The sequence below is a fragment of the Streptomyces sp. NPDC052773 genome, from assembly GCF_044547145.1.
Classification (GTDB): Bacteria; Actinomycetota; Actinomycetes; order Streptomycetales; family Streptomycetaceae; genus Streptomyces.
Map to the genome: position 1 here is coordinate 636,193 of NZ_JBITZX010000001.1, position 20,580 is coordinate 656,772.

General features: G+C 72.9%; 16 protein-coding genes and 1 pseudogene. 7 read left to right on the forward strand and 10 right to left on the reverse strand.

Going from position 1 to position 20,580, the window contains the following annotated elements:
* Window positions 1-69: 69 nt before the first annotated feature.
* Complete coding sequence (locus ACIG0D_RS02990; RefSeq protein ID WP_399795890.1) at window positions 70-2,022, reverse strand: glycogen debranching N-terminal domain-containing protein; 1,953 nt, start codon at window positions 2,020-2,022, stop codon at window positions 70-72.
* Window positions 2,019-3,455 carry an MGH1-like glycoside hydrolase domain-containing protein gene (locus ACIG0D_RS02995; protein ID WP_399795892.1) on the reverse strand — a complete coding sequence of 479 codons (1,437 nt, stop codon included), beginning with the start codon at window positions 3,453-3,455 and terminating at the stop codon, window positions 2,019-2,021. Before ACIG0D_RS02995 ends, ACIG0D_RS02990 begins: the two co-directional genes overlap by 4 nt.
* Window positions 3,456-3,575: 120 nt before the next feature.
* Here ACIG0D_RS02995 and ACIG0D_RS03000 point away from each other — a divergent pair, with 120 nt between their 5' ends.
* Together ACIG0D_RS03000 and ppdK are read left to right on the forward strand one after the other, a co-directional pair.
* The gene (locus ACIG0D_RS03000; protein ID WP_399795894.1) at window positions 3,576-4,802 is read left to right on the forward strand and encodes an ROK family protein; all 1,227 of its coding nucleotides are present in this window, start codon (window positions 3,576-3,578) and stop codon (window positions 4,800-4,802) included.
* Window positions 4,803-5,254: 452 nt separating this feature from the next.
* Window positions 5,255-8,002 (forward strand): pyruvate, phosphate dikinase, encoded by a 2,748-nt coding sequence (ppdK, locus tag ACIG0D_RS03005; RefSeq protein ID WP_399795896.1) that lies wholly within the window; start codon window positions 5,255-5,257, stop codon window positions 8,000-8,002.
* A gap of 130 nt (window positions 8,003-8,132) precedes the next feature.
* On the opposite strand, the gene ACIG0D_RS03010 is transcribed toward ppdK, so the two are convergent.
* Window positions 8,133-9,080 (reverse strand): SMP-30/gluconolactonase/LRE family protein, encoded by a 948-nt coding sequence (locus tag ACIG0D_RS03010; RefSeq protein WP_399795898.1) that lies wholly within the window; start codon window positions 9,078-9,080, stop codon window positions 8,133-8,135.
* A gap of 154 nt (window positions 9,081-9,234) precedes the next feature.
* Complete coding sequence (locus tag ACIG0D_RS03015) at window positions 9,235-10,392, reverse strand: alkaline phosphatase PhoX (protein WP_399795900.1); 1,158 nt, start codon at window positions 10,390-10,392, stop codon at window positions 9,235-9,237.
* Between the two features lie 339 nt (window positions 10,393-10,731).
* On the opposite strand from ACIG0D_RS03015, the gene ACIG0D_RS03020 reads away from it, so the two are divergent.
* The gene (locus tag ACIG0D_RS03020) at window positions 10,732-11,268 is read left to right on the forward strand and encodes a hypothetical protein (protein WP_399795902.1); all 537 of its coding nucleotides are present in this window, start codon (window positions 10,732-10,734) and stop codon (window positions 11,266-11,268) included.
* A 117-nt stretch (window positions 11,269-11,385) separates the two neighbouring features.
* Here ACIG0D_RS03020 and nirD read toward each other — a convergent pair whose 3' ends face one another.
* Genes nirD through ACIG0D_RS03035 form a run of 3 tightly spaced genes read right to left on the reverse strand, consistent with a single transcriptional unit; the run spans window position 11,386 to window position 15,565 of the window.
* A complete protein-coding gene (gene nirD / locus ACIG0D_RS03025; RefSeq protein WP_399795903.1) occupies window positions 11,386-11,739 on the reverse strand; it encodes a nitrite reductase small subunit NirD in 354 nt (117 codons plus the stop codon).
* Complete coding sequence (nirB, locus tag ACIG0D_RS03030; RefSeq protein WP_399795905.1) at window positions 11,736-14,351, reverse strand: nitrite reductase large subunit NirB; 2,616 nt, start codon at window positions 14,349-14,351, stop codon at window positions 11,736-11,738. The genes nirD and nirB overlap by 4 nt, the downstream gene beginning before the upstream one ends.
* Window positions 14,351-15,565 carry an NAD(P)/FAD-dependent oxidoreductase gene (locus ACIG0D_RS03035; RefSeq protein ID WP_399795907.1) on the reverse strand — a complete coding sequence of 405 codons (1,215 nt, stop codon included), beginning with the start codon at window positions 15,563-15,565 and terminating at the stop codon, window positions 14,351-14,353. Before ACIG0D_RS03035 ends, nirB begins: the two co-directional genes overlap by 1 nt.
* Window positions 15,566-15,833: 268 nt before the next feature.
* On the opposite strand from ACIG0D_RS03035, the pseudogene ACIG0D_RS03040 reads away from it, so the two are divergent.
* A pseudogene (locus tag ACIG0D_RS03040) lies at window positions 15,834-16,120 on the forward strand (winged helix-turn-helix transcriptional regulator); the annotation flags it as partial.
* Between the two features lie 6 nt (window positions 16,121-16,126).
* On the opposite strand, the gene ACIG0D_RS03045 reads toward ACIG0D_RS03040, so the two are convergent.
* Both ACIG0D_RS03045 and ACIG0D_RS03050 read right to left on the reverse strand, forming a co-directional pair.
* A complete protein-coding gene (locus ACIG0D_RS03045; RefSeq protein ID WP_399795908.1) occupies window positions 16,127-16,759 on the reverse strand; it encodes a class F sortase in 633 nt (210 codons plus the stop codon).
* A 150-nt stretch (window positions 16,760-16,909) separates the two neighbouring features.
* On the reverse strand, window positions 16,910-17,428 hold the full coding sequence (locus ACIG0D_RS03050) for a hypothetical protein (protein ID WP_399795909.1): 519 nt from the start codon (window positions 17,426-17,428) through the stop codon (window positions 16,910-16,912).
* Between the two features lie 288 nt (window positions 17,429-17,716).
* Between ACIG0D_RS03050 and ACIG0D_RS03055 the strand changes: the two genes are divergently transcribed.
* Window positions 17,717-18,340, forward strand: coding sequence for an NADPH-dependent FMN reductase (locus ACIG0D_RS03055; RefSeq protein ID WP_399795911.1), 624 nt, complete (start codon window positions 17,717-17,719; stop codon window positions 18,338-18,340).
* 49 nt (window positions 18,341-18,389) lie between these two features.
* Here ACIG0D_RS03055 and ACIG0D_RS03060 read toward each other — a convergent pair whose 3' ends face one another.
* On the reverse strand, window positions 18,390-19,292 hold the full coding sequence (locus ACIG0D_RS03060; RefSeq protein ID WP_399795912.1) for a LysR substrate-binding domain-containing protein: 903 nt from the start codon (window positions 19,290-19,292) through the stop codon (window positions 18,390-18,392).
* 91 nt (window positions 19,293-19,383) lie between these two features.
* On the opposite strand from ACIG0D_RS03060, the gene ACIG0D_RS03065 reads away from it, so the two are divergent.
* The gene (locus ACIG0D_RS03065) at window positions 19,384-20,052 is read left to right on the forward strand and encodes a DUF6152 family protein (RefSeq protein WP_399795913.1); all 669 of its coding nucleotides are present in this window, start codon (window positions 19,384-19,386) and stop codon (window positions 20,050-20,052) included.
* 3 nt (window positions 20,053-20,055) lie between these two features.
* Entirely contained in the window at window positions 20,056-20,538 is a 483-nt protein-coding gene (locus ACIG0D_RS03070) for a DUF6644 family protein (protein ID WP_399795914.1), read from the forward strand.
* Window positions 20,539-20,580: the final 42 nt, after the last annotated feature.

Here is a 20,580-nt window from a genome sequence, read left to right on the forward strand (position 1 = left end):
GGCTCCGCCGCGTGGGCGCGACCAGCCCCCACCAGCCCGCAGTCGCCCAACGACCTTCGCGCCCCCTCCCTAGGCGCCCCCGACCGCGGTCAGCAACGCAAGCGGCGCCGCCGCGGACCGCGACTCCCGCACACACGCATGCGGATACGGCACCGGCTCCCCATGGGTGCCACGGGCGTACCCCGCCAGCACCTCAGGCAACCGATCGCCGAAGGCCCCCGCCGCGTCCACCAGCGCATGCGCCACCGCCCGCGCCTCGTCGTGCAGCCCGTACCGAGCCAGCCCCAGCGCGATCAGCGCGTTGTCGTGCGGCCACACCGAACCGCGGTGGTACGACAGCGGGTGATACGCCGGCTGCCCGGCCGCCAGCGTCCGCACGCCCCACCCGGAGAAGAAGTCCGGCTCGACCAGACGCCGGCCGACGACCTCCCCGTACTCCTTGTCCAGCAGCCCCGACCACAGCAGATGCCCGGCGTCCGAGGCGAGCGCGTCCACCTGGCGGCCCTCGCCGTCCAGCGCGAGCGCCGGGAAGGACCGCTCCGGCATCCAGAAGTCCCGCTGGAACCGGTCCCGCAGATCCCCGGCGGCCTGCTCCAGCAGCGCGGCGTAGGTCTCGTCCGACCACACCGTGCGGGCCAGGTGCGCGGTGCGGCGCAGTGCGTCGTACGCGTACCCCTGCGCGCCCGCCGCCATCACCGGGCCGGTCGGGCGGGTGCCGTCGGCCCAGCAGATCGCGCCGGGGGAGTCCTTCCAGTTCTGGTTGGCGAGACCGCCCTGGTCGGCGCGGTAGACGAGATAGCCGCGTGAGGTCAGCCCGCCGTGGTCCAGCATCCAGCCGACCGCCGCGCGGGCGTGCGGTTCGAGCCGGCGGGCCATGGCCGTGTCGCCGGTCTGCTCGACGTACGCGCCGAGCAGCACGAGGAAGAGCGGGGTGGCGTCCACCGAGCCGTAGTAGCGGCCGAAGGGCACCTGACCGAAGTGGGCCAGCTCCCCGTGCCGCACCTCGTGCACGATCTTGCCGGGCTGCGCCACCGAACCGGGGTGCGCCTCGGCGGCCTGGGTCGCGGCGAGCGCGGGGAGGGTGTGGGCGGCCAGCTGCGGCCGGTACGGCAGCGTGAACAGGGCGGTGAGCAGGGCGTCCCGGCCCAGCAGCGCCAGGAACCAGGGCGCGCCGCCCGCCGGGACGCGCAGATCCTCGCCGTCCGGGCCGGTCGCCGGGATCTGGAGCGAGGCGAGGTCGGCGAGGCCGCGGGCGCAGGCCGCCGCCAGCTCCGGCCAGCCGGTCGGGAAGGCCACGCCCTCCATGAAGCGGCCCTCGCGCGCCTGCCGCTGCTCGCTCACGGCGGCGGGGGAGCGGGGCACCCGCAGCGCCCGGCGCTCACCGTGCGGGCGGGCGATCACCCGCAGGGTCAGCTCCCGCGTGCCGTGCGGCTCCAGCGTGAGGGTCCACACCAGCCGCCGGGCGCCGGTGCCGGTCTCCTCGACGGCGTCCGGGGCGGGCTCGGCGGTGACCGTCGTGCACGAACGCCACTCGCCGCGCTGATAGGTGAACTCCAGCCCGTGGTCGAGGATCTGGCGGCGGCGCACGGCGCCGGGCTTGTCGTAGGTGCGGTGGTCGGAGCGCAGTTCGAACTGGTCGGTGAAGTCGGCGTCGACGGTGATGGCGAGCCGGACCGTGGTCGGCACCGGGCGGTTGCCGGTCACCCGCAGCCGCTCCACGAACGAGCTGTCGCCGACGGCCTGCTCGCGGAAGATCGTGTACGCGGGCGGCTCCTGCCGTCCGCCGCGCGGGACGCGCACACAGCGCGCGGTGTCCCCGTCGGCCACCGGCGACAGCGTCTCGGGCACCGCGCCGTCGACGGTGAGCTGCCAGCGGCTCAGATGCCGGGCATCGCGTACGAAGAGCCCGTCGGGCAGGCCCGGTCGCCCCGCCCCGCCGGCCCGCACCCCGCTGATGTCGCCGCCGTCTCCCACGGCGGCGAACGTCCCGCCGTGCACGAGCGGATGATGCCGGTCCGTCATCCCCGGTCCCCTCCCCTGAGTTCACTGCTGGCGGTGGTCTGGTCGTGCGACAGCTGTTCTTCCGGCTGGTCGTGCAGGTCGTACGACAGGTCGAGGGCGAGCGCGGCGGTCCAGCCGAAGCCGGTCGCGCCGCAGGCCTCGCCGGTGTACGGATCGACGTACTCCGCGAACCCGGAGGCGTCCGCGAGGTCGAGGACCGCCGTGCGCAGCGCGTCCGCCCGCTCCCGCTCCCCGTGCGTGCGCAGCCCGCGCTCCACCAGCCAGCTCGTGTTGAACCAGGCCGGGCCCCGCCAGTACCGGTGCCGGTCGAAGGACTCGCCGAGCAGGTCGTAGCTCGGGACCAGGCGGGTGGTGTCGCCGAGGCCGAAGTGCGGGCCGGCGAGGGTGCGCACCAGGGCGTCGGCGATCGCGCGGGGGAGGGCGGGCAGCAGCAGCGGGATCAGACCGGAGACGCCGCGCTCGGGGATCAGCTCGCCGGAGCGCACGTCACGGCAGAGGAAGATCCCCCGGCGCGCGTCGTACAGGCGGTCGATCAGCACGCCCGTCAGCCGTTCCGCGCGGGCGTGGCGGGCCGTGCCGGTGGCGCCCAGCTCGCGGGCGATCCGGGCGAGCGCGTGCTCGGAGGCGATGAGCAGGGCGTTGAACGCGGGGTCCTCGACGGCGAAGTCGCCGGGGCCGTCGGCGTACCCCCGGTCCCGGTAGTCGGCGGCCAGCCGCACATAGCGGCCGTAGTCCAGGTCCGTCGGACGGTCCTCGGCGGCGCCGTGGTCGAGGTCGGCGCGGCGGAAGGAGCGGGCCGGGGCGGGGGTGACGCGGGCGAGCGGGGCGTCCCAGCAGGGGCTGTTGTCCATGCCCTGCTCCCACGGGTGGACGACCGAGGCGAGGCCGGCGCCGCCCAGGTCGCGCCGGTGCAGCAGGTAGCGGTGCCAGGCGGCCAGCCGCGGATACACCCCGGCGAGGAAGCCGCGCGCCCGGGACAGCACGGGATCCGCGCGGTGCACCAGCCAGGCGGCGAGCGCGTGCACCGGTGGCTGCACGATCCCCGAGGTCTGTACGGTGCGCGGGGCGCCCGCGGTGCGCCCGGCGGTGGAGGAGCGCCAGAAGTCGGGGCTCGGGAAGTAGGCGTCGAGCGGCACGGAGGGGTTGAAGACGATGTGCGGGATCCGCCCGTCGCCCCACTGCGCGGCGAGCAGTGTCTCCAGCTCCGTCTGGGCCCGTAACGGCGACAGACGCCGCAGGCCGATCGCGATGAACGCGGAGTCCCAGGACCACTGGTGCGGATACAGGCCGCGGGAGGGCACGGTGGAGGCGCCCGTCCAGTTGTCCTCCAGGACCCGGACGGCCCTGGCCTGCGGCCCGTCGGGGCCGTGCGGCGGATCGTATGCGATGGCGCGGTCCGCGCCGGGCACGGTCAGTTGGGCAGTGCGATCCACTCGGGGCTCCCCGAAAGGCGTCCGGCCGACCGGTTCGGTCATGGCCACCGTAGAGTTACGTCTATTTAACACGCAAAACTCAATATGTAATGCAAGCTTGAGAAACACAAGGGGGTGCGCATGAGCGGACGGCCGGGAAGGACCGGAAAGGGTGCGAGCCAGGCGAGCGCCGGCGAACTGCTCGAACTGGTGCGCAGTGGCCGCGCGACGACACGGGGCGCGCTCCAGCAGGTCACCGGGTTGTCCCGGGCCACCGTCGGCCAGCGCCTGGACCGTCTCTTCCGTGCCGGCTGGCTGCGCGAGGGCGCCGGCGGACCGGTCGACTCGCCGCTGGGCGGCCGGCCCTCGATCACCCTGGAGTTCGACGACGAGCACGCGGTGGTCCTCGCCGCCGACCTGGACACCCGCCACGCGCGGGCGGCCGTGCTGTCGCTGACCGGCGAGATCCACGCCGAGCACTCCGGCACCCTCGTCGTCGAGGACGGCCCCGACGCGGTCCTCGGGGAGCTGGGCCGCTGGTTCGCCGAGCTGCTGGAGAAGGCCGGCCACCGCGCCGAGGAGGTCTGCGGTATCGGCCTCGCCGTGCCGGGCCCGGTGGACAACGGCACCGGCCGGGTCGTCCAGCCGCCGATCATGCCCGGCTGGGACGGCTACGACATAAGGGGCCGCCTCGCCCGCGCCTTCACCGAGCACACGGGCGCCGCCGAGGTGCCGGTCCTGGTCGACAACGACGCCAACCTCATGGCGTACGGCGAGCAGCGCACCTCCTACCCGGACTGCTCGGCGTTCGTGCTGGTGAAGGTGTCCACCGGCATCGGCGCGGGGGTGGTGGTCGACGGCTCGGTCTACCGGGGCATCGACGGCGGCGCCGGGGACATCGGCCACATCCGTGTTCCGGAGGGCTCGGGCGCGCTGTGCCGGTGCGGTTCCTACGGCTGTCTGGCCGCCGTCGCCAGCGGCGGCGCCGTGGCCCGGCGGCTCGCCGAGAGCGGGGTGCCGGCGGCCTCCGGCTCGGATGTGCGGGACCTGCTCGCGGCCGGGCATCCGGAGGCGGTGGGGCTGGCCCGGGAGGCCGGGCGCCGGGTCGGTGACGTCCTGGCGACGGTGGTGACCCTGCTGAATCCGGGGGTGCTGATGATCGCCGGGGATCTGGCCGGAACCCCCTTCCTCACGGGCGTGCGCGAGCTGCTGTACCAGCGGGCGCTGCCGCGCTCCACCGCCCGGCTGGAGGTCGTGACCTCGCGGCTGGGGGAGCGGGCGGGGCTGGTGGGGGCCGGGGCGCTGGTGGTGGAGCACCTGTACGCGCCGGAGCGGGTGGAGGAGCGGCTGCGGGCGATGGGGGTGTGAGGGGTGTCCGCACGGGTGTCCGCAGGCGTGCGGGAGGGGCTGTGTGACGGCCGTATTTCCATCTCGGGGCCCGTCCGGATGGTGAAATCCGGCAGCTCGTGGCAGCGTGATTCTCGCCACCCTTGATAAGGGTTGCGCTCAGATGAGCGGATCATGGGCGACTGCACTTCTCCAAGGGGTGGCACTCAGTGCCACCCCTTGATCGTTCAGCGACCGAAATCAAGCGTGCTAGAGGCCGCTCATATGAGCGCTAAATCCGGTCTACGGGCGTTGCTGCGTTCAAGAAGTGAAAACATAAGCCGCCGGCGACTTACCAAGCCTTGACTTTCGATCCGCTGGCGGACGAGTGGTTACAGGCGTATGACGCGCAAGTGGACGTACCCAGCAGCCTTCGATCTGGGTATGTTCCTCGCCGTCAGGGCAGCCACCGCGTCCTCGAGGAGTCGAGACCCGTGTCGGAAAACAAAGATCAGCAGGCAGCCGCGCCGGCCGGCAGCGTTGAGGGCGTGAAGTTCGTCTACGACTTCACGGAGGGCAACAAGGACCTCAAGGACCTCCTCGGCGGCAAGGGCGCGAACCTCGCCGAGATGACCAACCTGGGCCTTCCCGTCCCCCCGGGCTTCACCATCACCACGGAGGCCTGCAAGGTCTACCTGGAGAGCGGCGAGGAGCCGGCGGCACTGCGTGACGAGGTGAGTGCGCACCTCGAAGCGCTGGAGCAGCGGATGGGCAAGAAGCTGGGCCAGCCCGACAACCCCCTCCTCGTGTCGGTCCGCTCCGGCGCCAAGTTCTCCATGCCCGGCATGATGGACACCGTCCTCAACATCGGTCTGTCCGACAAGTCGGTGCAGGGCCTGGCCAAGCAGGCCGGCGACGAGCGGTTCGCCTGGGACTCCTACCGCCGCCTCATCCAGATGTTCGGCAAGACCGTCCTCGGAGTCGATGGCGACCTCTTCGAGGAGGCGCTGGAGAAGGCCAAGGAGGCCAAGGGCGTCACGGTCGACACCGAGCTGGAGGCCGCCGACCTCAAGAAGCTCGTCACCGCCTTCAAGAAGATCGTCAAGAAGGAGGCGGGCCGGGACTTCCCGCAGGACCCGCGCGAGCAGATGGACCTCGCCATCAAGGCGGTCTTCGACTCCTGGAACGGCGACCGCGCCAAGCTGTACCGCCGCCAGGAGCGCATCCCGCACGACCTCGGCACCGCGGTCAACGTCTGCTCCATGGTCTTCGGCAACCTCGGCCCGGACTCCGGCACCGGTGTCGCCTTCACCCGCGACCCCGCCTCCGGCCACCAGGGTGTCTACGGCGACTACCTCCAGAACGCCCAGGGCGAGGACGTGGTGGCGGGCATCCGCAACACCGTCCCGCTGGCGGAGCTGGAGAAGATCGACAAGAAGTCGTACGACCAGCTCATGCAGATCATGGAGACCCTGGAGAACCACTACAAGGATCTCTGTGACATCGAGTTCACCATCGAGCGCGGCAAGCTGTGGATGCTCCAGACCCGCGTCGGCAAGCGCACCGCCGCCGCGGCGTTCCGCATCGCCACGCAGCTGGTGGACCAGGGCCTGATCGACGAGGCCGAGGCCCTCCAGCGCGTCACCGGCGCCCAGCTCGCCCAGCTGATGTTCCCGCGCTTCGACGAGAAGGCGCAGGTCCAGCAGGTCGCCCGCGGAATCGCGGCCTCGCCGGGCGCGGCGGTCGGCAAGGCGGTCTTCGACTCGTACACCGCGGTGAAGTGGTCCCGCTCCGGCGAGAAGGTCATCCTCATCCGCCGCGAGACCAACCCCGACGACCTGGACGGCATGATCGCCGCCGAGGGCATCCTCACCTCGCGCGGCGGCAAGACCTCCCACGCGGCCGTCGTCGCCCGCGGCATGGGCAAGACCTGTGTCTGCGGCGCGGAGGAGCTGGAGGTCGACACCAAGCGCCGCCGGATGAAGGTGCCGGGCGGCCACGTCGTCGAGGAAGGCGACCTGATCTCCATCGACGGCTCGACCGGCAAGGTCTACCTGGGCGAGGTCCCGGTCGTCCCGTCCCCGGTCGTCGAGTACTTCGAGGGCCGGATGCACGCCGGCGCCGACGACGCCGACGAGCTGGTCGCGGCGGTCCACCGCATCATGGCCTTCGCCGACCGCAAGCGCCGCCTGCGGGTGCGCGCCAACGCCGACAACGCCGAGGACGCGCTGCGCGCCCGCCGCTTCGGCGCCCAGGGCATCGGCCTGTGCCGTACCGAGCACATGTTCCTCGGCGACCGGCGTGAGCTGGTCGAGCGGCTGATCCTGGCCGACACCGAGGAGGAGCGCGAGGAGTCGCTGAAGGAGCTGCTGCCGCTCCAGAAGCAGGACTTCGTCGAGCTGTTCGAGGCGATGGACGGCCTCCCGGTCACGGTCCGTCTCCTCGACCCGCCGCTGCACGAGTTCCTGCCCGACATCACGGAGCTCTCCGTCCGGGTGGCGCTCGCGGAGTCCCGCCAGGAGCCGCACGAGAACGACCTGCGCCTCCTCCAGGCGGTCCACCGCCTGCACGAGCAGAACCCGATGCTGGGCCTGCGCGGCGTACGCCTCGGCCTCGTCATCCCGGGCCTGTTCACCATGCAGGTACGGGCCATCGCCGAGGCCGCGGCCGAGCGCAAGAACGCCAAGGGCGACCCGCGCGCCGAGATCATGATCCCGCTCGTCGGCACCGTCCAGGAGCTGGAGATCGTCCGCGAGGAGGCCGACCAGGTCATCGCGGAGGTCCAGGAGGCGACCGGCACCGAGCTGAAGCTGGCGATCGGCACGATGATCGAGCTGCCGCGCGCCGCGCTCACCGCGGGCCAGATCGCGGAGGCGGCCGAGTTCTTCTCCTTCGGCACGAACGACCTGACCCAGACGGTGTGGGGCTTCTCCCGCGACGACGTGGAGGCCTCGTTCTTCACGGCGTACCTGGAGAAGGGCATCTTCGGCGTCAGCCCGTTCGAGACGATCGACAAGGACGGCGTCGGCTCCCTCGTCGCCGCGGCGGCGAAGGCGGGCCGCGAGACCCGTCCGGACCTGAAGCTCGGCGTCTGCGGCGAGCACGGCGGCGACCCCGAGTCCGTCCACTTCTTCCACGAGGTGGGCCTGGACTACGTCTCCTGCTCCCCGTTCCGCATCCCGGTCGCCCGCCTCGAGGCCGGCCGCGCGGCGTCCACCTCGGAGGGCAGCGACCACCGCTGAGCCCAGCGGAACTCGATGCTCCGGAGCCGCCGCTTGTCACCCGACCCTCACCGATCGGCGGCGGCTCCGGCCTCGTGAAAAGAGGGGCGGCACCCTGTGCGGGGGTGCCGCCCCTTCGGCGTGCGCGGGGTCAGATGGGCACGGCCACCGCGTTGAACGTGGTCTCCGGGGTCTGCGGGCTGGTGAAGCGGGCGTTGACCAGGTAGAGGCGGTTGCCGTAGCGGGCGGCGGTGGTGGGGACGTCGAAGCGGGGGTCGGTGATCGTGGCGGTGAGGGTGGCGCTGGTGCCGGTGGCGTTCAGATGCCAGACCGAGACCTTGTTCAGACGGTTCTGGACGACGTACAGCGTGCGGCCGACGCGGTGGAGGCCGTCACCGTTGAGGACGGTGTCCTGGCCGGACAGGGCGATCTCGACCGCCTTCCCCGTCTTCAACGAGACCCGGTACAGCGTGCCCGGTGTGCTCTTCACGACGATCAGGTCCCGGCCGTCGGGGGTGGCGACGATCCCGTTGGCGTTGATGACGTCGGGGAGCTGCTCCCAGGCGCCGGTGAGGGGGAGTTCGCGTACTTTGCCGACGCCGTGGCGCGGGACGCCGTAGAGGACGGGTGCGCGGGAGTCGGTGAACCAGGCGCGGTCCTCGTGCAGGATCACGTCGTTGACGAACTGGCCGGTCGGGGAAGTCAGTTGGTACGTGTGGACCAGGTCGCCGGTGTGCGCGTCCACGATCCTCGCCGTGCCGCCGCCTCCGCCCGCCACGTACAGCAGGCCGTCCCGGTCCAGTTTCAGGCCGATGGACGCGGTGCCCGGGGCGCCCGGGTGGAGGATTCCGCTCGCTCCGGTGCGCAGATCGGTGCGGAGGATGCCGCCGTGGGCGCGGGAGCCCAGGTAGGCGTACGGCTTCGCGCCGATGGTGATGCCTTCGGGGAGCCAGCCGTCGGGGAGGGGGAACTCGGTCGGCCAGCTGGGCCGCGGGGTGGCGGCCCGGGCCGGGGCGGTGCCGGTGGCCGCCGTGAGCGCGGTGACGGCGGCGGCGCCGAGGAGCGCGCGCCGGGACGGCCGGGGACGGTTCCGGGTCATGGTGGTGGCCTCCGTGAGGAGTGAGGCGTACAGGGGTGGTGGGACTCGAGGAAACGTCATTGCGCCGGCCGGATCGACCGATGCGGGGAAGTCGACAGCAAGTCGACAGCCCATGCCGGTTCTCCCGGGTCCCACCTTGCCCGCGTCCGGGCGCCTAGGCGCGGAACGGCCCCGTCACCTCATAGGTGATTCCGCCGGACGAGGTGCCCGTGGTGCCGCGCTGGCTGGAGAAGTACAGGCGCCGGCCGTCGGGGGAGAACGCCGGGCCGGTGATCTCCGAGCCGGACTGGTTGTCGATGCGGAGGAAGGGGGCGATGACGTCGTCGGGGGTGATGACGCAGATCTCCATGTTGCCGCCGTCCTCGGCGACGTAGAGGTCACCGGAGGAGGCACCGGTGACGTTGTCGACCCCGGTCAGCGGGGCGGTGCCGGACGTGACGAGCGAGTCGTCGTAGGCCAGCTCGATCGTCTGGGCCGCCGCGTTGTACTGCCAGACGCGGTTGTCGCCCTTGGTGGTGAACCAGCAGGTGTCGTCGGCGTAGTAGCAGCCCTCGCCGCCGTTGAAGCGCTTGGCGCCGGAGACCTGGTTGCGGGTCGCGGTGGCGCCGGTCGGGTCGGGGACGCGGGCCCAGGTGACCGGGCCGGAGGTGCCGGTGCCGGCGACCATCACCTCCAGGGTGCCGGAGGAGAGGTTGCCCCAGGTGGTGGGCCGGAAGCGGTAGAAGCAGCCGTCGGAGACGTCCTCGGTCATGTAGATGACCTGGCGGACCGGGTCGGCTGCGGCGGCCTCGTGCTTGAAGCGGCCCATCGCGTCGCGGCGGACGGCCGCCTTGGCGCCCCACGGGTCCGTCTCGTACACGTACCCGCGGTCGACCTCCTCGCAGGACAGCCAGGTGTTCCACGGGGTCTTGCCGCCCGCGCAGTTGGTGCGGGTGTTGGACAGGATGCGGTACGCGCCCGTGATCGCGCCGGTGGACGAGAACTTCACGGCGCTCGCGCCGCCGCCCGGGTTGATCTCCGAGTTGGAGACGTAGATCCAGCCGGTGCCGTCGGCGTAACAGGCGCCGCCGTCCGGGGCGTTGTGCCAGGTGTACGAGGTGCCGGGGACCGTCTGCCCGGAGCGGGCGACGACCCGGCTGGTGAAGCCGCTGGGAAGTCTGATGCCGTTGGCGTCCGGGCTGCCCAGCGGCCCGTACGGGCCGGCCCCGGGCTGCGCGGGCGCCGCGTACGCGGCCCCACGCCACAACGTCCCGCCGAGCGCGGCCGAAGAGCCGCCGATCAGCGCCGCACGCAGAAGGCTACGACGTTCCACTCTCACTCCAGAGGTGCCGTGTCCGCCCCGCCACCGGTCGACGACGGGGTCGCGCGATCCGGGACCCTAGGGGAGCCGGATGGATTGTCCATGGACAGACAATGACGGCTGGGCGGCGGGTTCGGAGTGTTCGAAGCCGGCCACTCTCAGCCCGCGTGCGGGGACCAGGTGGTGCCGCCGGATTTCCGGTGGCCGGAAGGAGGAGCGATGGGCGGGGTGCCTGCTTATCGGGTCGTGGTCGGGAGCGAGGGGCTCGGCGGGCCCGCGCGGGATTCGGTGGGGGGATGGCCGTACCTGGAGGAGGGGCAGGGGTGGCCGGAGTGCTTCTGCGGGGCGCGGATGGCCTTGTTCTTTCAGGTCGACGTGCCGCGGGACGTCGAGATCTTCGGTGGGGATCACCTGCTGGTCTTCCACTGCGGGGCGCACAATGACGCGACCGATCCGCCGGTGGCCGAGGGGCGGCTCGTGCCCCGGTACTGGGAGGCGCCGCAGCCGCCGTATCCGGGGACGTTCTGGCGGGTGCTGATGCAGGGGCCGGGGGCGCGGGCCGTGGAGGAGGCCGAGCCGGCGGTGTGTGCGCGGCCGTTGCGGCTGGTGGCCTTCGAGGACAGTTTGGAGCGGGCGGACTTCAAGGTGGGGGGTGAGCCGTCGTGGGCGCAGTTCCCCGAGTCGTACCGGTGTGCCTGCGGGGCCGAGCTGGCGTTCGTGTGCCAGGTGCCGGAGGGGGTGGAGTTCGCCGTCCGTCCGGGCCTGCCGGAGCAGCCGTACAGCATCGGCGCCGACACCTACAACCTGTTCCTCGGCAACGAGGTCTATCTGCTGGCCTGCCCCGACCGGTGTGATCCGGCGGCGGTCTGGCCGGTGAACCAGCACTGACGGGCGGCACGCCGGCGGCCGTGGGAACGCCGACGCCACCGTCTCACCGGCCAGAGGCAGGGCAGGCCAGGGCCGGCCGGTGAAACGGTGGCGAGCGGCGGTCCGGGGCGGTGCGGCTCAGGCGGCCCGGACCTCGTACGCCGTCACACGTACGGTCTCGTCGTCCAGGCACTGCCCGGACTCCAGGTCGAACCGCTGCTTCAGCAGCGGCGAGGCGACGAAGGGTCGGCCCTGGTGGCTGCCCGTCAGGCCGCGCGAGAGGACGGCCGCGCCGGTGAACGGGTCGCGGTTGTCGATGGCGTAGAGGTTGCCCTTGCGGTCGCGGAACAGGGCCACCTGGCGGCCGTCCGGCAGCAGGGCCGCCACGCCGCGCCCCGGGAGCAGGACGGTCAGGTCACAGACCGTGAACCACTCGTCGTCCGCCAGCCGGAGCTGCACTTTCAGGTCGGTCGTCTCGGGTGCCAGAGTCATCGCTGGGCGCTTCCTTCCAGAACATCTTCGTCGGCGGGGCGTCGCAGGCCGATCGACAGCAGCGGCAGGTCCGGCTTCATCTGGTCGCGCTCGGGGACGAAACCGACCACCGGGTCGGGGGTGTCGGGCGCGTTGACGAAGGACACGAACCGGGCCAGCTTCTCGGGGTCGTTGATGGTCTCCGCCCACTCGTCGCGGTAGTTCGAGACGTGCGCGGCCATCAGGTTCTCCAGCTCCTCGCAGATGCCGAGGGAGTCGTGGACGACCACGTCGCGGACGTGGTCCAGGCCGCCCGGGATGCGTTCCAGCCAGGTGCTCGTGCGCTCCAGGCGGTCGGCCGTGCGGATGTAGAACATCAGGAACCGGTCGATCAGGCGGATCAGTTCGGCGTCCGACAGGTCCTGGGCGAGGAGGTCCGCGTGGCGCGGCGTCGCACCGCCGTTGCCGCCGACGTACAGGTTCCAGCCGTTGGACGTGGCGATGACGCCGAAGTCCTTCGACTGGGCCTCCGCGCACTCCCGCGCGCACCCCGACACCGCCGACTTCAGCTTGTGCGGGGACCGCAGGCCCCGGTAGCGCAGTTCCAGGTCGATCGCCATCCGCACCGAGTCCTGCACGCCGTAGCGGCACCACGTCTGGCCGACACAGGACTTCACCGTGCGCAGCGACTTGCCGTAGGCGTGGCCGGACTCGAATCCGGCGTCGACCAGGCGGGCCCAGATCGACGGGAGCTGCTCCACCCGCGCGCCGAACATGTCGATCCGCTGACCGCCGGTGATCTTGGTGTAGAGGCCGAAGTCCCGGGCGATCTCCCCGATCACGATCAGTTTCTCCGGGGCGATCTCACCGCCGGGGATTCGAGGGACGACGGAGTACGACCCGTTCTTCTGAAGGTTGGCCAGAAAGTGGTCGTTGGTGTCCTGGAGCGCCGCCTGCTCGCCCTCCAGGACATAGCCGTCGGCGCCGATCGTGGGCGCGAGGGAGGCGATGATCGACGCCACCGTCGGCTTGCAGACCTCGCAGCCGTCACCGCCGCGCGCGCCGTCCCGGCCGTAGCGGTCCAGGAGGTCCTGGTACGAGGTGATGCGCAGGGCGAGGACGATCTCGTACAGCTCCTCGCGGGTCTGCGAGAAGCAGCCGCACAGGCCCTTGTCGACCTCGACGCCGGACGCCTCCAGCTCCGCCTCGACCAGCTGGCCGAGCACCTTGACGCAGCTGCCGCAGGTCGTACCGGCCTTGGTGCACTTCTTCACCTCGGGCACGGTGTTGCACTTGTGCTCGGTGACCGCCTCGCGGATCGTGCCCTTGCGGACGTTGTTGCACGAGCAGATGATCGCGTCGTCCGGCAGCGCGGCCGGGCCGAGCTGGACGGGCGCGCCCGCACCGGCCGGCAGCACCAGCGACTCCGGCGAGACGGGCGGGACCGAGCCGGTGAACGCCTTCAGCGTGCCGTACGCCTCCGCGTCGCCGACCAGGATGCCGCCGAGCAGGGTGCCGTCGCGGCCGATGACCAGCTTCTTGTACAGACCCGCGCGGGAGTCCGAGTAGACGACGTCGAGACAGTCCTCGGTGGTGCCGTGCGCGTCGCCGAAGGACGCCACGTCCACGCCGAGCAGCTTCAGCTTGGTGGACAGGTCGGCGCCGGTGAAGCTCGCCTCGTCCGCCGCGATCGTCGCCGCCGCCGTCTCCGCCTGCTCGTAGCCGGGCGCCACCAGGCCGTAGACCCGGCCGTCCGCGGCCAGCGCGCACTCGCCGATGGCGAACACGTGCGGGTCGGTGACCGTACGGCACTGCTCGTCGACGGCGATGCCGCCGCGCTCGCCGACCTGAAGGCCGCAGTCGCGGGCCAGCTGGTCGCGGGGGCGGACACCGGCGGAGAAGACCACCATGTCGGTGGCCAGCTCCGAGCCGTCGGACAGCTTCATGCCGGTCACCACGCCCGCGGCGTCGGTCACGATCTCCTGGGTGCCCACGCCCGTGTGCACGGACAGGCCCATGTCCTCGATGGTGCGCAGCAGCGCCGCGCCGCCGCCCTCGTCGACCTGCACCGGCATCAGCCGCGGCGCGAACTCCACGATGTGGGTGTCGACGCCGAGGCCCTTCAGCGCGCCGGCGGCCTCCAGGCCGAGCAGGCCGCCGCCGACCACCGCGCCGGTCGTCGCCCTCGTCTTCGCGTACTCCTCGATCGCCAGCAGGTCCTCGATGGTGCGGTAGACGAAACAGCCGGTCGCGTCCTTGTTCGGCACCGGCGGCACGAACGGGTAGGAGCCGGTGGCCAGCACGAGGACGTCGTAGTCGACGACCAGACCGGAGCGGGCGGTGACCTTGCGCGCCTCGCGGTCGATCGTCTCGGCCGGGTCGCCGATGTGCAGCTCGATCCCGTGGTCCTTGATGAACTCCATGTCGGTCATGGAGAGGTCTTCCGGCGTCTTGCCCGAGAAGTACGAGGTGAGCGCCACGCGGTCATAGGCGGGACGCGGCTCCTCGCAGAGCACCACCACGCGGTGCGTGGCGGTCAGGCCGCGCGCGGCGAGCGCCTCCAGGAAGCGCTGGCCGACCATGCCGTGGCCGACGAGCAGGATCGTGGGGGTAGCCCCCTGGGTGGCGGTCATCAGGAGCCTCCGTCGTTGGTGAGCAGGTGGAGCAGGGGGCCGCCGTCAGAGGGGAGCGGCTCTGCTCCCTCCCAGGCGCGGGCGAGCGCGCCGACGGTGCCGAGTTCGCCGACGAGCACCCCGCCGACCAGGCGGTCGTCGCGGACGACGACCTTGCGGTAGGTGCCCCGGGTGGCGTCGGCGAGCTGCACGACGTCGTCACCGGGGCGGGGTTCCGTCTCGCCGAACGCGGCGAGGTCGAAGGGGGCCTGACCGGAGAGGGTGAGGCGGGTGAGGGAGCGGGTGCCGGTGTAGCGGGCGGTGTCGTTCCCGGTGAGCAGGGCGGCGAGCACGTCGGCCTGTTCGAGGGCGGGCGCGGCGAGGCCGTACACGGTCCCGTCGTGCTGGGCGCAGTCCCCGATCGCGCGGATGTGCGGGTCGGAGGTGCGCAGCTCGTCGTCGACCAGGACGCCCTTGTGCACGGCGAGCCCCGCGGCCTTGGCGAGGCCGACGCGCGGGTGGACCCCGCAGGCCAGGACGACGAGGTCGGCGTCGAGGGCGTATCCGTCGGCCATCTCCACCGAGCGGACCGCGCCGCCGACCACGCGCACGTCGCGGACCCGGCACTCGGTGTGGACCTCGACCCCGAGGTCGACGAGGTGGCGCCGGACCAGCTCGGAGGCGGCCGGGTCGAGCTGGCGCTCCATCAGCCGCTCGGACTGCTGGGCGAGCATGACCTGCGCGCCGCGCATCGCGAGGGCGCGGGCGGCGGAGACCCCGAGCAGCCCGCCGCCGATGACGACCGCCTTCACACCCGGCCGGACCGCCTTGGACAGGCCCAGGCAGTCGTCCATGGTGCGGAAGGCGTGGACGCCCTCGGGCAGCTCGTGGTCCGGGGTGAACAGTCCGCGCAGCGGCGGCAGCACCGGGTTGGAGCCGGTGGCCAGGACCAGCGTGTCGTATGCGATCTCCGAGCCGTCCGCGCAGTGCAGCGTGCGGCCCTCGCGGTCGATACCGGTGACCCGGGCACGCGTCAGCTCCGCGGGCGCCGGGAGGGCGATCACATCGGGGCTGTAGCGTCCGGCCAGCACTTCGGCGAGCAGCACCCGGTTGTACGGACGGTGCTCCTCGTCGCCGATCAGCAGCGCGGGCGTGCCGAGCTCACCGAGCCGCCGGGCGAGCCGTACGCCCGCGAGGCCGGCGCCGATCACCACCACACGCGAATTCGAGGTCATGCTCCTGAGCGTGCGGTGCGGGTGTTACCCGGCCGCATCGCATCTGTTTCACGCGGGGAACTCTGCCCTCAGCGGGGGTGGGGGGTGGATGTGAGGGGGGTTGGTGTCGGGGGGTGGGGGGTTGTGAGGCGGGGGATGGGTGGAGCAGAGGCAGAGGCATCGGCAGCGGCAGCGGTTAGGGCGGCGGCAACGGAGAGGGCGGCGGCGCGGTGACGGTGTGCCGCCCGCCGTCCGCTGTCCGCCGCCCGCTGTCCGCCGTCCGCCGCCCGCGCTGAGCGAGCGTCCGCACCGCTTCGGCGCGCTGCCCGGGGTGACGGAGAAGGTGCTCGCGGCGCATCTGCGGGAGCTGGAGGCGGACGGGATCGTGCACCGGGAGGAGTACGCCGAGGTGCCGCCACGCTGAACGCGGCGCTGGAGCCGCTGGCGGTGTGGGGGAAGGTGAACGTGCTGGGCCGGACACCGGAGCCGGAGGCGGTGCCGGTGCCGGAGGGGGCGCCGCAGCCCTCACCGATGCCAAAGCCACAACCCTCGCCGATGCCGCAGCCGGTGCCGTGACCGAGGTCAGCGGCTGCCCGTCAGATGGGCGAAGACGACCACGTTCCCCTGGTAGCCGGTGGCGCGCGAGTAGCCCCCGCCGCAGGTGATCACCCGCAGCTCGGGCCGGCGGGCCGGGCCGTACACCTTCTCGTCGGGGAAGTCCTTCGCCTGGTACACCTCGACGGCGTCGACCGAGAACACGGCGACGGAGCCGTCACGCCGGTCGACCTCGATGGTGTTGCCGCGCTTGAGGGCGCCGAGGCCGTAGAAGACGGCGGGCCCGTCGGCGTTGTCGACGTGCCCGGCGACGATCGCGGTGCCGCGCTCGCCGGGCGTGGTCCCGGCCTCGTACCAGCCGGCGAGGTTCGGCTTGTCGGCCGGCGGCGCGTCCAGGCTGCCGGTCCGGGTCAGTCCCAGGCCCGTCAGCGGGGCGTTCACCCGGATCGCGGGGATGCGGATGCGGTCGGGCGGGGACGGCGGCAGCGCCGGGGCCGCCGAGCGCCGTGCGGCGGGGTCGGTGTGCGCCGGGGCGTGGGCCTCGGCGGCGGAGGGCTGGGGCGGGGCGTGCGAGGCGGCGCCGTTGTGCAGCAGCCAGGCACCGGAGCACAGGGCGACGGCGGTGACGGTGGCTATGACGGTGTTGCCGTGCCTGCGCATGGGAGCCTCCCTGGGACCGGTGAGACCGATGGGACGGGACGAGAGGAAACAGACGATCGGGCCCGTACCCCCTCCGGGCCGCGAGGGGCGTCGGACCCGGAGGGGGAGGGGCGTGCGGTACCGGCGAGAACGGGCAGCGGAGGGTGCCCGTCAGATCCCGTCGCCTCTCGCCCGGCGATGCAGGAGCCAGGTACCGCCCGCGGCGGCGACGGCCAGAGCCGCCACGCCGGCCGCGGTCTGCACGGGATCGGGGCCCAGTGCGCCGCCGACCCCCGTCTTGACACTCCCCCGGGGATGCACCGGCTGGGCCGAGGTCAGCGTGACCACCAGGTCGCCCCGGACCTCCCGGCCGTCCCCGGTGCACCGCGCGACGATCTCGTACGTCCCCTGCTGCGCGCTCGGCGGCACCCGGAACCGGCCGATCACGTTGCCCTCGTGGCCGCCGGGCGCCAGCGTGAAGTGCCCGGAGCCGACCGCGCTGGCGTCGCCCGCGGCGGCACCGTCGGCTCCGCATGCCGTCGTGTTCACGCTGACCGAGCCGCCGGGCACGACGGAGGACGGGTACACCTCCAGGCCGCCGGTGTCGTCGGCGTACGCGGGCGCGGCGAACGGGCCCGCGGCGGCGACGGCGAGCGCGGTGCCGGTCAGCAGCCGGGCGATACGGCGCATCGGTGTTCCCCCTCGACGGAGTGGTGCTGTTGGGTGCCCTGCACTTCCGAGGTAAGTGGCAGCGGGCCGGGCGCGCTTCCTGATGGTCCGTCAGAAATACGGTGAACGGGTGCCGGGGCGTACCGTCGCACCGCCGCTGTCCGGCTCGTTTCAGCAGGTCACCGGCGTGCGTCGGGGCTTGCGGGAAGACGACCCGAAGGATGCACGGGGAGCGTGTGAACGGGTGACCGGGACTCCGGGGCGGCCGGGCTTGACCTCAACCAAACTCGAGGTACGAGCCTGTTCGGCATGCAGAGCATGAAGAACGCGACCGCTGAGACCGTGACCCCCGCGACCACCGAGACGCCCCTGAACGTGGCCGTCGTCATCGGCAGCAACCGCCACGGCCGCTTCGGCCCCGTCGTCGCCGACTGGCTGCTGGACCGGATCCGGGAGCGGGGCGACCTGGCCGCCGAGGTCGTCGACGTCGCCGATGTCACCCTGCCCACGACCATGGAACCCGGCCCGCACGCCACCGCCGCCGCGGACGCGGTCGGCGCCCGCCTCGACGCGGCGGACGCGTTCGTGGTCCTCACCCCCGAGTACAACCACTCCTACCCGGCCGCCCTGAAGAACCTCATCGACTGGCACTACACCGAATGGCGCGCCAAGCCCGTCGCCTTCGTCTCCTACGGCGGCATCTCCGGCGGCCTGCGCGCCGTCGAGCACCTGCGCCAGGTCTTCGCCGAACTGCACGCCGTCACCGTCCGCGACACCGTCTCCTTCCCCAACGCGGCGGCGGCCTTCACCCCCGACGGCCGCCTCAAGGACCCGACGGGCCCCGACACCGCGGCGAAGACGATGCTGGACCAGCTGTCCTGGTGGGGCCGCGCCCTCCGGGAGGCGAAGCGGCGCCGCCCGTACGGGAGTTAGCCGCGCGACCCTTCCGGGCCCCGCCTCCACCGCGCCCGGCCCCGCCCCCTCAGCGCCCGGACTCCCCCGCCTCCACGGCGACCAGCCCGCGGAAGTTCCGGACCACCGGGCTGGTCTCTCCGCGCCGCCACACCAGCCACATCGACAGCGGCTCGGGCTCGGGGGTGAGCCGGCGGAACGCGACCTCGGGCTGGCGCAGGGCCGCCACCGTCCGCGGTACGACCGACACGCCGACCTCGGCGGCGACCAGTCCGACGATGGTCTGCATATGGGCCGCCTCCTGCACCACCCGCGGCTCGAAACCGGCCGCCCGGGCCAGCCGGGTGACCCTGTCGTGCAGGGCCGGACCGAGGCGGCGGGGGAAGAGGACGAACGGCTCGCCGGCGAGGGCGGCGACGGGCAGGGGAGCCTGCGCGGCCAGCGGGTGGCGGCGGGGCAGGGCCGCGACCAGCGCGTCCCGGAACACCTCCTCGCCGGCCAGCCCCTCGGGCACCGCGCTCTCCTCCAGGGCGTGCACGATGCCCAGGTCGAGGCGCCCGGCGAGCAGTTCCTCGGCCTGGCGGGCGCTGGGCATCTCCTGGACCTGCACGTCGACGCCCGGATAGGCGCGGCGGAAGCCGCGCAGCAGGCGGGGGAGGAGTTCGGGCACCGCCGACCCGACGAACCCCAGCGACAGCTCGCCCACCTCGCCGCGCGCGGTCCGCAGGGCCGCGGAACGGGCCCGCTCGACGTACCGCAGGGCGTGTCCGGCCTCGGCGACGAAGGACCGGCCGGCCGCGGTGACGGTGACCTCGCGCGTGCTCCGCTCGAACAGGGAGACACCCAGCTCGTCCTCCAGCTTCCGCACCTGCTGGCTCAGGGTGGGCTGCCGGATCCCGAGACGGCGCGCGCTCCGGCCGAAGTGCAGCTCCTCCGCCAACACGACCACGTAGCGCAGCTGTTCGAGATTCATACGGCCATATTCATACGCGCGGGCAATCACTGGCGGCGGATCCGCGGAACAACCGCCGCCAGGCGCGGACCCGCCGAGCAGACTGCCGTCCATGCGCCGACCCCGACCCCTCGCCGCCCTCGCGCTCGCGCTGCCCCTCGCCCTGCTGCCGGCCGCGCCGGCCGCCGCCCACCACGGCTGGGAGCACTACGACACCACCACACCCCTCTACGCGTCCGGCACCGTCACCGAGGTGACCTGGGGCAACCCGCACCCCGAAGTGACCCTCCGGGTGGACCGGACCCGGGTGCCGTCCGGCTGGGCGGACCGGGAACTGCCCGCGGAGCTGGAGCAGATCGGCGGCCGAGAGGTGCTGGCGGCCACCCGCGCGTACCCCGGCACCGGCGAGCGGCTGACCCTCGTCCTCGCACCGATCGAGCGGCTGTCGGCCTGGGGCCTGGAAGGCCGGCTGGAGACGGGCGAACGCCTGGAGGTCGTCGGCTACCCGGCCCGCGACCACGACGACGAACTGCGCCCCGAACTGATCGTCCGCGACGACGGCCGGACCGTCCGGCAGCGCTCGGTTCCGCTCCCGGAGCCCCCCGAGCCCGCGCCCGGGGGAGCATCGGACGCCCCGGCGGCCACCCGCACCGCCGGCACGCCGGCAGCGGCCCCCGACAGCCCCTCGGCCGCGACCGTCTGGCTGCTGACCGGCGGCGGCTTCCTGCTGCTGCTGATCGCGGGCGGCTTCCACGTCGTCCGCCGCGCCGGCCGGAGCTGACCGGTGGACGCGTTCTTCTCCTGGCTCGAAGGCTCCGCCCCGGCCGAGGCGGTGCGGGCGACCCCCTTCGTCTACGCGGCGCTCGAAAGCGTCCACATCCTGGGCATCGCGCTCCTCGTCGGACCGGCCGCAGCCTTCGACCTGCGGCTGCTCGGTGTCGGGCGCCACCGGCTGCCCGTCACCGTCGCCGCCCGTCACCTGCTCCCGCCGGCCCGTCTCGGTCTCGCGCTCGCCGTCACGAGCGGCTCGGTGATGTTCGTCTCCGGCGCGGCGACCGTGGGCTCCAGCGCCGCCGCGCCCTGGAAACTCGCCCTCCTGCTCGTCGCCGCCCTCAACGTCGCCGTCTTCCACACCACGGCCTACCGCACGGTCCACCGGTGGGACACCGCCGCCCCGCCTCCCGCCGCCGCGAAGGCCGCCGCCACCGTCTCCCTCCTCACCTGGGCGGCGACCATCACCGCCGGCCGTCTCCTGGCGTACACCTGAAACGGGCGTACACCGGAAGGGCGTGTGCCCGGCGCGCGGGGA